Here is a 13,614-nt window from a genome sequence, read left to right on the forward strand (position 1 = left end):
CTATGGATAAAGCGTATTGTAATGCCGGGATAGTCTTGATAACATCGGCAGACATGCGTTGTCCATTGGCTGTACGTCAAGGAGCATTATTTGATTAAGGTACTAATTGTTGATGACCATGCATTGGTTAGAATGGGAATTCGACGATTACTTGAAGATTTGTCGGATGTAAATGTAGTTGCTGACGCTGAAAGCGGTGAGCAAGCTTTAGCATTGGTTAAACAACATGGCCCTGATGTTGTGCTTCTCGATATGAAAATGCCGGGCATTGATGGCTGGGAAGTAACCCGCCGCTTAAAAAAATCTAATCCTCATGTGAAAGTAATTGCCGTGACTGCGATGTGTTCTGATGTCTTGCCTACTCGTGTTTTACAGTTAGGGGCCATGGGCTACCTCACTAAAGAGTCTGGTGCCGAAGAAATGGCTGCCGCAATACGTAAAGTAGCTAAGGGTGAAAAGTATTTAAGTGCGGAGATTGCCCAGAAAGTGGCGATTAACAGCTTGGAGGAAGTACAAGGCTCACCTTTTAATATGCTATCAGAGCGCGAAATGCAGGTGATGCTCATGATCACTAGCGGGATGACCGTTCAAGAGATTAGCGACCGATTGTTTCTGAGCACCAAAACAATTAATGGATATCGTTATCGTACTTTTGAAAAGCTGGGCATTAAAAATGATGTTGAGCTGACCTATCTTGCGTTAAAACACGGAATTATCGAAAACCCAACTGATATAGCATCAGAAGATTAACATGCAAAATCGCGCTCAAGAGCTGGCGCAATTTCTTACGAAATTGCCCAGCGATCCAGGTATTTATCGAATGCTGGATGAAGCAGGGACGGTATTGTATGTTGGAAAAGCGTCGAATCTTAAAAAAAGAGTTAGTAGTTATTTTAATAAACAAAATACTGGCGCTAAAACTCGTTCTTTAGTCAGCCAAATTGCATCCATAGAGATATCGGTTACCCGCAGTGAGACGGAAGCTCTCTTGCTGGAAAGTAACCTAATTAAAGCACTGCGACCAAAATACAATGTGTTGCTGCGTGATGACAAAACCTATCCTTATATTCATATTTCAGATCATCCTGATTTTCCGCGCATTGAAATCTATCGATCGAAAAAAAAGCCATTAACGGGAAATTTTTTCGGTCCTTATCCGAGTGTTAGTGCAGTTAAAGAAACTATTGTAACCATTCAGAAGGTATTTAAAATTCGTAATTGCCGGGACAGTTTTTTTAATGCACGTTCACGTCCTTGTTTGCAATATCAAATTAAACGCTGTACGGCTCCTTGTGTTGATTACATTAGTCCGGAAGATTATCAGCGTTCCATTCAAGATGCGATACGCTTTTTACAAGGAAAAAGCCAATTAATTCTTGATGAGCTGGCTGCTCGTATGGAAAAGGCGGTAGAGGAGTTGCGTTTCGAAGAGGCTGCGGTACTTCGCGATCAGATTAAAAATTTGCGCTTGGTACAAGAACAGCAAGGTATGATGCAACTCAGTGGGGATGCCGATGCCATCGCTATTGAAGTAAATCCGGGGTTTTCGTGCATCCAATGCGTTACCATCCGCGAGGGACAGGTATTAGCTAGCCAAAGTTTCTTCCCTTCTATGCCTGCGAAAGGTTTAGATGAAGAGCTTAATATGGATGAGTTATGGCAGCAGACATTTGATGCTTTTATGGGCTTTTATTATCTTGATACACCGGAGCGTATCCCGCCACTAATTATTACTAACCATACATTATCGGATCATGCTCCTCTACAAGAAGCATTAACTCAAAAGCGCGGTAAAGCCTGTAAAATACAAATCAACCCTCGTGGTGCTAAATCACGCTGGATGGATTTTGCCGCGAATAATTTGCGTGTTTCTATTGCTGAATATGTGACCAAGCATTCAACGATGCGGTCGCGTTTTACTGAATTAGAAGAGTTCTTACAACTTAACAAACCAATTGAGCGCATGGAGTGTTTTGATATTAGCCATACCCAAGGGGAGTCGACGGTTGCTTCATGTGTTGTTTTTGATCATGAGGGTCCTAATACACGTGAATATCGGCGCTTTAATATTGAAGGCATTACGCCTGGCGATGATTATGCCGCGATGGAGCAAGCAATTACCCGTCGTTTTAAACGGTTGCTGGAAGCCCAGTCATTGCCGGATTTGCTGATTATTGATGGCGGCAAAGGGCAAGTCGGGGTAGCGCAGCGGGTACTTGGGTCGTTAAATATTTCCGATGTGCTGTTATTAGGTGTGGCTAAAGGTCCCTCTCGTAAGGCGGGGTGGGAAAAATTGATTTTAGTTCATGAAGAACGAGAATTAATTTTACCCGATGAATCGAAGGCCTTACATTTATTACAACATATTCGCGATGAAGCCCATCGTTTTGCCATTACGGCGCATCGTAAGAAAAGACAAAAACGAGGTTTGGAGTCTTCCTTAGAAGAGATTGAAGGAGTCGGTTCTAAACGTCGACAAGCCTTATTACATCGTTTTGGCGGGATCCGTGAACTGGTTAAGGCACCTTTAGAGGAAATTGCTAAAGTCCCAGGGATAAGCGAGCATTTGGCTCTGCGTATTTTTCAGTATTTTCATCCTGAGTAAGTTGGTTTGAGTCCGGTTTCCTCGGAAGGATGATAATTAGCACTATTAATCTTCACTTAATCTTTTTTTGTTATGCTTAACCTATGGAACTTTTATATAATGAAGTGACGATATGGGTAAAAAGAAATCAACCGTTGTTTTGCCGATAAAATCTTCTACCTTAGGAAGAAGGATGGAGGTTGATCTTGAGCCTTTACGTGACTACAAGCACTTTTGGCAAGATGGGGAAGGATATAAAAGCCACATATGGCAAGTTTTAGCTGATAATTACATCAATAAACCCTATCTTGATGTTCCGGCTTTATTTCGTGGCTATGTTGATATTACTCATGATAATTTTACTGTATACCATCGTAACCATGACACTACGCATGCCGTAAGACAACGGATTTATGCGCAAAAATATCTGGATTTGATTCAAAATTATGGCAATGAAGAATATGCTCCTCTTGCTACAGAAATTAATAATAATGATGAACTAAAAGCGTGTTTGGAATTGGCCATTTATTTATGCCGTAGTGGTCGAACCAATGAAAAATCAGGCAAAGATGATCCTTCCAATGCCAAACGTTCAGCCGAATTATTTGCGGTTGTGGCTACGGAAATGGGTTTTGAACCAGGTTTGGTTAATTTCTTAAGGTTTGCAATAGGAACACATGCTCCCAAATTAGAAAATCATCACGATTTAGTTGATAAACTACCTGGAGAACATAAATTAGCGTTAGCTCATTTATTAAAAGGGGTAATTGATTTAAGTCATCATACTGATTTGGTGCGATGCAAGGTTGGCCCTCCTAAAGAGCCCGTTCGTGAGCAAATCGACGAAGAGTTAGGCGAGTTTTTAGATCCTAAAAAAATTGACGCGAAGCGTGCGACCACAAACTTTTTAGTTCATGCTACTCAACTGTGCAAAATGACCGGTACACGCGTTAAATTCGAAGCATTTTCACAACAGGATAAAGAAAACAATCCTAAATTAAAAGCGCAACACGCACGCGATGTTAGTACGTCAATGGAACAATTACGTGCCGTAAAACTCGATCCGCATCGAATTATTCATGAAGGCCCACGAGGTGATTTTGCTGAATTATTAAGACAGGTGTCATTGACTGGCGTTTTGGATTTAACAAATAAGCAAATCAACACCGTACAATTGGAGCAAATAAAAAAATGTATTGTAGAAAATCCAATTAAAAAGGCATGCCTATTAGGTGTAAAACCTATCGATGCACAAAGAGACTTGGTCGCGGTTTTAAAAGAAAAAAGCGTCAAGCAAAGCCTTCCTATTGAAATGAACCATACCGAATTTCTCGGACAAAAGCTCGTTGAGGATTTTGATAACCAATTTCGTCAGCAGGCGATAGACCGACAAAAAGTCTCTATGCGTTTTGAACCCTCTCGTCTTGGGGCTGCTTATGCGAAAGGCTGGGGGGCCTTCTTTTCTCAATTATGGAAAGAAATTAAGGGGGATGTGCCTACCTTTGGCGGTGATACCCACTATACGCAAATCACAGAGGTTAAAAAACTATCTAACCCGGCGCTGGAAGAACAATATAATGCGCTAAAAAAACCGGTTGATCCGCTTTCTGGAGTTCTTTCTAAAGAGCTGCAGACCATACAGACTGAGGATATCCAATTAGAGCCTGGAGAAATGTTGCTTTATCATGGTACCAATTCAGATGTTTCGCCGTTAATTATGCAAAATGGTTTTGATGAAGGACGCTGTAAATACGTTAAGGGTAATGGTTATGGGCCATTAGGCAAAGGCGTTTACTTTACTTCAGAATTGTCTAAAGCAGCGACCTTTTCTACATGTACCGAATGTAAACAAAGCGGTATGTGCAACTGTGTAAAAAAAGGAACCGACCAACCTGCAGATCGAGTCGTTTTAGCCTGCAAAGTTTTTGTTGGTCATCCTGAAATTGTGCTGAAAAAAGGAGGCTTGAAAGAGCATACGCGTCCTCAAGAGCCTTTTGATTCATATATGGCTTTATCTAAAGATATTGACCCAATTTCTCAGTTTCGTTCCACCGAAGTCTGTGTGCCTTCAGGAAAGCAAATTATTCCTCTTTATGAAATACGTTTTAGTTCCCAACCAAATCTGCTTAAAGGGTCTACTTGGGAAGAAACTATTGAAGAGAATGGCTTAAAGGAATTTCATGGCCATGAAATTAAGGCTTCAGTAAGCTTATTAAAAGGATTACAGGCATTAAGAGATATTCCGGCTCCTTTTGAAGTCGTTAAAAAGCAGGCGAATAAGGTCGAGACAGTGATTCAAATAGCAATAAATAAATTAGAAAGGAAAGAGCAAGCCTTGCAAGACGAATCGCCTATAAATCAAGGTCATTTGGACAAGATTGCCATTCAATTACGTGACTTACATAATATGAAAGGCCAGTTAAACACCTTGCAAAAACAAGAAGTTGATTTAAAACCAAATTTAGAAAAAGAAGCAATACACAGTAAAGGACCGGGATTTTTACAAAGAGTGCTGCGTTTTATTTTACCAAAAAATTATGCACTCAAAAGAGAAGGTGCGGCATTGGCAACTGAAATTAATAACAATGCAGAGAATCCTCAGGAATTTCAAGCCAACATGACTCAGTGGCTTAATTTAGCCATCGAGCGCAATCAGCATAAAGCAGGTAATGGGGATGTATCTCATCGTGCGGTGATTACTCAAAAGTTGATTCACTTAAGAGATGCCTTGCGTGATTTAGAGCAAAAAAATCTAAATAATGAAGATTTAAGTAAAGAAATTGAACGATTAGTTACGCACACATTAGATGGTTTTAAATCCTATGGTGATCTTGTACCTAGAGTGATGAATTCAACTGCTTATAAGAGTTTATGTACGTTCCAAGAAACGGCATCAACGATTGTTGGTAAGACTTTTACTACAGTGCATAGTGCCTTACGAGGATTGGCTGTTTCTAGAAAGGTTGACTCTGAGCCTGAGTTAGAATTGGGTACCAAAAACTCCGTGGAACCGAGTTTTCTAAAATCACAGCAGGATGTTGATTTGTCCAAATCATTAGCACGTGAATCTCTTGATGAGGATGAGGGTTTTGTTTTGATTGGCGAAGAAGAACCGAATAATTTATCCACTCTGTCCGTTTGATGATTTCCTCATCGCGACCGTATAGCATCTCATAATAGGGATGCGGTGGCATAAGAAATTAAAGTTAATCTTCTAAAAAGATTCGAATTATTAGTGGTTTACGGTATAGTAGCTGAAGTTTTTACTGGATTTGGAATAACGGAGTGATATGGGATCCTGAGCAATACGCCATCGGAAATTATTTTCAGACGCAAATTAATGAAAAATTTCGTAGTACCTTTAGCGTACGTCCTTTTGGGGATATTTTAGATGTTGGCTGTGGAGATGGCCAATATACTAATTTTTTAGCTAAAACCTATAAAAATAGTCGGATTCTTGCTATTGATAATTCTGCAGAAATGATTGCTCATGCAAAAGATTATTGGACGAGTAAAAATCTTTCCTTTGAAGTTCAACGTATTGAGAAATATCATCAGTCCTACATGTTTGATTTTGTCTTGTCTTTTTGGTGTTTGCAGTGGACTAAAATTGAAGTTGCTTTTGCCAATATATTTCAAGCGTTAAAAATAGAAGGGCGATTTTATGCGACCTTTTCTTCTTTTTCTGAGAGTAGTATCTTACAAATTTGGTATGAGTTGGCCAAAAGAGGCCTGCATAGTGAGGTGGCAAATGACAATATTCAACGGTTGTTACCCTATGAGAGTTATTTCTATCGTGTGTTGAATACGGTGCATCGTATCCCTTTTCGCCATGTTAAAATGAATTTAAAAACCTATCGAGTTGCTCTTCCTAATATTAATTACATGAAGAATTTAATATTGATTTTACCAGCCATAAAAAAAATACCTGAAGCACAGCAGGGACAGCTGATCGCTGATATGCTGGATGCCTTTGAACATATTTGCCAGCATAAATATGGGGGTAAGCTCTATTATGAGACACGACCTATTTTTATAGAAGCGGTTAAGTAGTCATCGATATCATTGCATCGGACATCAATTTGCCTTGTATAGGCGCTTAAAGACAACGGAATTTTAGTAAATAGCTATTGACACAATAATAGCCAAAAATCATAATTTATTTTCATCATGATGATGAGGCACCCGGATTGTCGACGGTGTTGGAGTAATAGCTTACGTGAGGGGCGTCATCCTGAACGAAGTGAAGGAGCTCCTGAATAAAGTATCACTCTTCTGGACTAGTATTCTGTCCAATTCAGGATAATCTTCGTTGTAAACGCCTCAGGATAACGTGTTTTTGAGAACTATTACGTTATAGAAACTGATATAAATGGATGTATAAAATGTTCGAAAAACACAATAATAAACAGCGCAAGCAAAAACAGATACAACAACCCAGCAGAGCACTATCGGTGGGACTTATACAAAATGAGGAGCCTGACCGTACCTATTATATTACCAGCACGATTGAAAATATTGGCCATTTTCTTTTTTCTCAAACCCAAGAGCTTTATAAAGCAATTAGTCTTGCATTTTCGGCAGACTCTTTAGATTGGCGCAATTTTAAGCGTTACGCATGGCCTGTTGTAAGTTCAGGGATTGCTTTGTTCTTTGGTGAATTATTGACTCGAGGCATAAGCCAATATCAGACCGACAGTGAAGATTATGATTTTGTTTATAAATTTATTCTTGGCGCTGCAATCTTAAGCTGTAGTGCCTTAAACCGGATTACCGATAAACATTTTAAGTCAACGGCCGCATTTTCTGCCGCAGTTGCCAGTGAAGTTGTTGGTATTGTTTACATGTATTATTCTGTCTTCACCGGAACGCAACGATTGACTAGCGAACAATTTTCCGAAGATTACTCCTTAATTGCTAGCATTGGTACGAGCGCTTTATTTACGCCCTCTGGTATTGCGTTTTTTGCCCAAATAGCGCAGAAACAATTATTAAAATGGCAGCATAATCGAGGAGCACAACGTTCTGATACGGCGACTATTCCTAGTGGTTTAACTCCAGTCGGTAATTTCTACTTTCAACTTGGCCATATCATGGCTAGGGAGTTGATGCCAATACCACGCTTATTTCAGCTCGGCCTTATTGCGGAAAATATCCGTCAGGGAGAAGGGGCTCTTCGGCAATTTCGTAATGTTCCTGCATTAATCGCTGATTTAACGCCGGCAACAATTAGAGAGTCTTTAGCGCAACAGGCGATGATTCAAGATGACTATGAATATAATCATAAGGAATATCAGGTTTTAAAATTTACTCCCCAGGGGGCTCATTTTTTTACGGTGCTAGGATACTTGCTACGTACGGGCGATTTGGTTTTTTGTAATGAGGCAGTTGATTTAGCGTCGGTTAAAATTTCAGGGGAGCTGGTTGCCTTAAAGCAAGGTGAGCAAGGACAATTTCTTAAGGAGCTTGGACAACAAAAGTTTAGTGTGAACCTGAAAGCACAAAATGGTGAGGATGTCTGGATAGAGCATCGTTCCAAAATGGCATGGGATAGTCCTCATAAAACAGTTAGTTTGCGTTTGGTGCGTGATGGCAAGCAGCCAGGGGTGATGGTTGGAGATAAATTAAATTTGTTTGGAGCTAATAATTTTTTTATTCAAATTAAACCAGCAGATGAGTTTTTGTCAAATAATGACATCCACAAAGTAGCAGTAATTAATCAGATCATCGGTGATCGTAAACGCAAGAGTGTGTACCATTCTCTTATGGCATCGGCTGCATTGGCGGTTTGTACGCAACAGGATCTGCGCTTGCTACCTGCAGAAATGTCAAAATATACGTTCAATGTTTTTCAGGCCATGATTCCTTTTTCAGAACAATTTTTGCGAGAAATGGTTAATGGGCAATTACTGAAACGACTAAATAAAAATCTCCGGGATAGACCTTTAGAAACCATTGATGCGCTGCGCGTAGTCGATTTATGTCATGCGCTCAGTGGGTATTATCGCGATCGCTTTCCCAAAGGTGTTGCGATTATTTCTGACAAAACTGGGACTTTAACTACCAATGGTATGAATGTGTTGGGACTGTGGACTACTTCAATGTCTGCTCAAATACAGCATTTAGTGAAAGAGAAGGATCCTCGTCTTTTACCCGACGGCACGCAATTATCAGAAGTGTTCGAGCTTTTTTGTCAGGCATATACTAATAATCCGAAAGAGATGGAGCCTGAGGAAGATGCGATATTACAATTACTTAATTCATTGTTTCATCAAACGTCTAATTTACAGGTTGCTGTGCTCGGAAATAATCATTTTAGAAAAAATATTTCCCTAAATGAGAGCGAAAAAGAAATAGAAACATTTCACTTAGGTTTATATCGCAATTTTGGTGGGCGTTTAACTTTAGTGCGTGACGGTTCAAGCCACCGCCTGGTTTTTTGTGGCATCCCAAAGGCTAGCGCTTTTAATAATACCTCTTTGCTTCGTGATTATTACAGCATGAACACTCGCACAGGTGTTTTATCGCGCGATTGGTGCATTGCGCGAACGGAACTTAACGAAAAACAATTTAAACAGCTGCAGGAGTATTTTGATCAGGATAATAAAAAAGGCATTGAATCGTTCCTTATGGAGAATCCCTTGTTGTTGGAAACTATGCAACATCATGGAACGTTTATTATTGACAACCCTATTAAAAAAGGTGCGGAACAATTTATTAGTTCTTGCCGCAGTATACAGGTGCCAGTATTTGTTGCTACGGGAGACACTACTAAAGCTGCAGAAAATATTGCCAATGTCTTATGTCCTGAGTACGCAAAAAAAATTAGTATTTTACGTGCTGAACATATAGAGAGCGATAATATTCGATTAGATGAGGAGCATATTCCTGCGGAGAGTACAGTCATTTTTTCTGGCATCAATTCTGCGGTGTTGGCAGCATTTCATAAATTATTGGCCCGCGATAAATCAGCACGCCCAGTAATTATTTTTGCGGAAATGAGTACGGAAGGAAAGGGTATTTTGGCCCGCTTTCTGAAGGATAATCAATTTTTTATCGTGGCTAATGGCGATGGTAGCAATGATGTCTTGATGATGAAAGAGGCTCATACGGTAATCGCTCATTGTGCAGAAGATAATTCATTAGCTCCAGGAGTTGGCTCCTTCGCTGATCTTACAGATGTGCAATTACGTCGGCTTTTATGTTCGGATAAATCATTTTATGAGTTGTTTGATATTGCGGATCCACGCAGTATTTTTATCCAGCTTTTTGCAGAAACAGCTAATTCTCAAGAGAAGGGGATGTTGGCGTTGACGCTCAAAAGCTGGAAAATAAACTTTGAATTGATGCGTAATGTCTTAGGAACTGAGTCAGTAAAAGAAATGTATCAGCAACATTGGTTTAGTGTGGGTTTTGATTTGACCTGGCTATGGATTGCTTACTACGAAATCATGCAAAGCGTAGGACTTCCCATGGATAATCAAAATATTAGTGCCTCAGGGCTGATTAGTAACTTTATGGGGCTGGCAATGATGGTCGCCATAGTTGAATCATTAAGCAATTATTTAGCTTTTGGTGAGTCAACGAATCTGATTACTATGTTTTCGATGTTAATGCTCTTACCAATTATCTTAAAGAGTGTATTTTCAAGTTTTCAGGCTGTACAAGATAGGATTTATCCGGAGTCTCCCAATATTGTTGAGCTTGATGAGGAAGAGCAACCTGTGGAACCGCAAAGTCAGCCTCAATCCTGGTGGGGTTCGATACGCTCATTCTTTCATAATTCTCGAAATGCACGCACATTAACTCATGAAGAGGAACATTTGCTTAATTATGAAATGAAGCACTAGTTAAAAATTGTAGCCTTGATGCAGCACGGCGTAATCAAGGCTACATTAGAGCGCCCCTTCAGGAGGACGTGCCTTTTAACGCCTCGTCTAGACTAATAAACCGATACCCATGAGACGCATACATTTGTAATAAATCATCTAAAAAATAACTATTTAAAAGATTCGCATGCAGCAGCAAAACTTGCTTTGTTGAATCGCATCGCTGACGGTATTCCGTAAAAGCCGTTTGGTGCCAGACAAAGTCAAGATACTGTTGGCGTAGTTTATTTAGTAATTCTGGATTTGCGCGCACTTCGTCAGTAAGTTTTAAATTGAAGATAAAATCTCGGCTATCAATAGTTACTGGAGCTACACGATAATGGTTTTTCTTTAAATAATGAAGCACCTGTTGTTTCTTAACGAAACTGCTTTCGGCAAGATAAGGGTAGCGATAATACTTGGTTTCTGTCATGAGGGGAGTAAGAATTTTATCAGCCCGGTCCACATCGGCAATATAAGATGAGGCGGATATTTTTCGTAAGTTAACGTGTGAATAACTATGGCTACCCAAAACAAAGCCACTATCTAAAAATGCATGAAGGTCTTTTAAGTTATCTTCATTGAGATTTTGAGCAATAACAAAGCCAATGGCAGGAGCTTTATGTTTAGTTAATGCTTGAGTTATTTTTTCAAATCTAGCATGTTCAATAGGTAAATCATCCAGGGTAATGGCAATCGTACGCTCTTTAGGAATACAGGGTGTATTAGGTGCTGTTGCATAGGTAATTATTGAGATGATGATTAAAAAAATAGCTAAGGTAACAGAGTTTCTCCGCATTACAAATCCCAATTTAATAAGACGTTCGTTCTTGGATAGAGAGTTTCCATGCTTGCCATTTTACCATCACAATTGTCTAAATTGTAGTTGTCTTAGTGGGACGGTCCTAGGAGGGGGCTGTTGCATCTTCATGAAAAGAATGTTATCAAATTAGACTGGTTTAAAATTAATCTATTTTTTATGTGTATTTTTCAAGGACATGTCTCAAGGAGTGAGCATCATGGGAAGAGAGAAAAAACAGTACACATCATATCAAGCAATGCCGAGTAGCTTGCGTTTTTGGCTGTATTCTGAGGCTTGTTATACTGATGAAGAATTAGACTTAAGGGCGTGGGTATTAGATATTCGTGCCAATTCGGGAATTCATGCAGATTACCTCAGCAATTCAGGCTCTTGGTTTTCTAATGATGATGAACAGGCGTTGATCAATGTTTATGATAATTCTTGGTTTTTTTCAAGAGCGTATAAGACACGTCAGGTTCTAAAGATGGGCGATTTTTTAGTAAAACCTGTAGACGCTCAACGTTTACAATGGCCCCAATTATATGAATTGATGCAACGAACAGGGGATTATTTAAGGCTACGCAATAAAAATTTGCGGGTAGAGCATTTAAACCAGCCAATGAATTTTATTATGCTGGATATAAATAATATCCTGAAAGGGATAAGCCAGAATCCTAATATTGGACAAACTCAGAAGCAATTAGAGCATCTGTATTATTATATTCTTGCTATTGAAACAAATACTTCGCCCTTAGTTGGTTCCGATCGGTTATTTTTAGCAAATTTGCGTACAGCAATTAATAATGAAGTAAAACCTCATTTAACACATCTCTCTGAATCCCAGTTATTAAAAGACCGTTTAATTGAATTAGCTAAGGCAACGCAACAACTTTATACTGAATGTAATCGAGGAGCGCATTTTGCGCTTAATCCTAATGCAATTAATCCGCATCCACGAGACTTGATTAGTGGGCAACTTGATGATTTAAAAGCTTATCCAACATTGGCTGCTAAAGAATGTGCTAAAAAAGAAACTCAAGCGCTTGCAGTGCCAACATCTGTTTTGAGTTTGTCGTCAGTGGAATTACGCGATTGTGCCAATTTTAATCTCATCAACATGGAGGATGAGGTATTGCAGCTTTATGCCAAAGCAGTCGTTGATTTAAATGAGTTGGCGCGATTTCAAAAAATCATCGAGCAAACTATTGGACTTTTAGGGCAAGCTGGAGAAGTTTATACCGTTTATCAATTTAAAGAACAGTTAACACTGTTGCTCAAACAGCTTGACCATTTTGTCGATTTTTCCGCACAAACAATGGACGACTTATTGTTTGAAAACACGCAAGCCTATCATAAGGCGATTCAGGATGAACAAAAGTTATCTTTTTTCCAACGATGGTTTACTTCAGAGCAAGAGAAACTGGATGCCTTTATTAAAAACCAGGATATATTAGCCCAATATCCTTCTACGACATCTGAGCTTGCGAATACAAGACAGGGTTTGAAAAAAAATGTGGCTCAGATTTTAGAGCATTTAAACAAACCAGCAATTCAAGAAACAAATTTTGTTGCGATTGCTGATCAGGCGCAAGAATTAAATCGCTTGATGGGTTCAATGCATGAGTGGGTCACCGTGCAATATGAGGCTAAGGGATTAACTCCACCTGAAAAGCCCGAGCAGTTACATATTTTACCGGAGGTACACGCGCCTCCTCTGGCTGATTGTGCATCACAAACGGTAGAAGAAATTATATCGACTACTAATATAAGCACTCCATTCTATCAGGAACGTATGGCGGCTCCGAATATGACTTCGGCTATTTGTCCTCCGGATCAACCAGAATGCTCCACAGTGAACGTTTCACAGACGAGTACGCAGAATTCCATTTATCTAATCGGTTTAGTCACCTTACTTCCGATTGGGTTAATTCTTCTGTATTTATTTCTTAAATCACGCGAAGCTTCAGAACCCATCGTGTATGGAAGTAAGGAAGAGTTTCACGAGGCGCTTGTGAAGTTAGAAGATTTAATTGCCCAAGTGAAAATGGCTGATGAGTTTGATGAAGATGGATATGATAAATTGGACTTTGATGATTTTATTAGTAAATATGAGCGTTTACGTAAAAAAGCAGGTTTGGGATGTTATGAAGTAGGAAATTTAAATGAGCTTTATGATGATATGAATGTTTATTATGAGGAGTTTTTGAAACAAAAGCTGTATTTGCGATAATGGTATTCGAGGTAAGGTTGCAACTACAGCGAATTACCGCGGCTTGGCCGCGGTATCCATACAAAGGAAGTCCTTACTTGAATTTTGCGTGGAATCCGATCATTGTGATTGTTGATGAGTCAATGAGGTT

Annotated in this window: 7 protein-coding genes; 6 read left to right on the top strand and 1 reads right to left on the bottom strand. The window is 39.5% G+C overall.

The window, feature by feature from the left end:
- Window positions 1-90 precede the first annotated feature (90 nt).
- The 5 genes from letA to J2N86_RS02645 all read left to right on the top strand — a co-directional run bounded on the left by letA (window position 91) and on the right by J2N86_RS02645 (window position 10,434).
- On the top strand, window positions 91-750 hold the full coding sequence (gene letA, locus J2N86_RS02625; protein WP_252580788.1) for a two-component system response regulator LetA: 660 nt from the start codon (window positions 91-93) through the stop codon (window positions 748-750).
- A 1-nt stretch (window position 751) separates the two neighbouring features.
- The gene (uvrC, locus tag J2N86_RS02630) at window positions 752-2,605 is read left to right on the top strand and encodes an excinuclease ABC subunit UvrC (RefSeq protein ID WP_252580790.1); all 1,854 of its coding nucleotides are present in this window, start codon (window positions 752-754) and stop codon (window positions 2,603-2,605) included.
- A gap of 112 nt (window positions 2,606-2,717) precedes the next feature.
- Window positions 2,718-5,726 (top strand): SidE phosphodiesterase domain-containing protein, encoded by a 3,009-nt coding sequence (locus J2N86_RS02635; protein ID WP_252580791.1) that lies wholly within the window; start codon window positions 2,718-2,720, stop codon window positions 5,724-5,726.
- Between the two features lie 143 nt (window positions 5,727-5,869).
- Window positions 5,870-6,637 (top strand): class I SAM-dependent methyltransferase, encoded by a 768-nt coding sequence (locus J2N86_RS02640; RefSeq protein ID WP_252580793.1) that lies wholly within the window; start codon window positions 5,870-5,872, stop codon window positions 6,635-6,637.
- A 332-nt stretch (window positions 6,638-6,969) separates the two neighbouring features.
- Window positions 6,970-10,434 (top strand): HAD family hydrolase, encoded by a 3,465-nt coding sequence (locus tag J2N86_RS02645; protein ID WP_252580794.1) that lies wholly within the window; start codon window positions 6,970-6,972, stop codon window positions 10,432-10,434.
- Window positions 10,435-10,492: 58 nt separating this feature from the next.
- Here the strand turns inward: J2N86_RS02645 and J2N86_RS02650 are convergent, their stop codons facing one another.
- Window positions 10,493-11,251, bottom strand: coding sequence for a polysaccharide deacetylase family protein (locus tag J2N86_RS02650; RefSeq protein ID WP_252580796.1), 759 nt, complete (start codon window positions 11,249-11,251; stop codon window positions 10,493-10,495).
- 220 nt (window positions 11,252-11,471) lie between these two features.
- Between J2N86_RS02650 and J2N86_RS02655 the strand changes: the two genes are divergently transcribed.
- Entirely contained in the window at window positions 11,472-13,484 is a 2,013-nt protein-coding gene (locus J2N86_RS02655) for a hypothetical protein (RefSeq protein ID WP_252580798.1), read from the top strand.
- Window positions 13,485-13,614: the final 130 nt, after the last annotated feature.

Source organism: Legionella lytica (assembly GCF_023921225.1).
GTDB lineage: Bacteria > Pseudomonadota > Gammaproteobacteria > Legionellales > Legionellaceae > Legionella > Legionella lytica.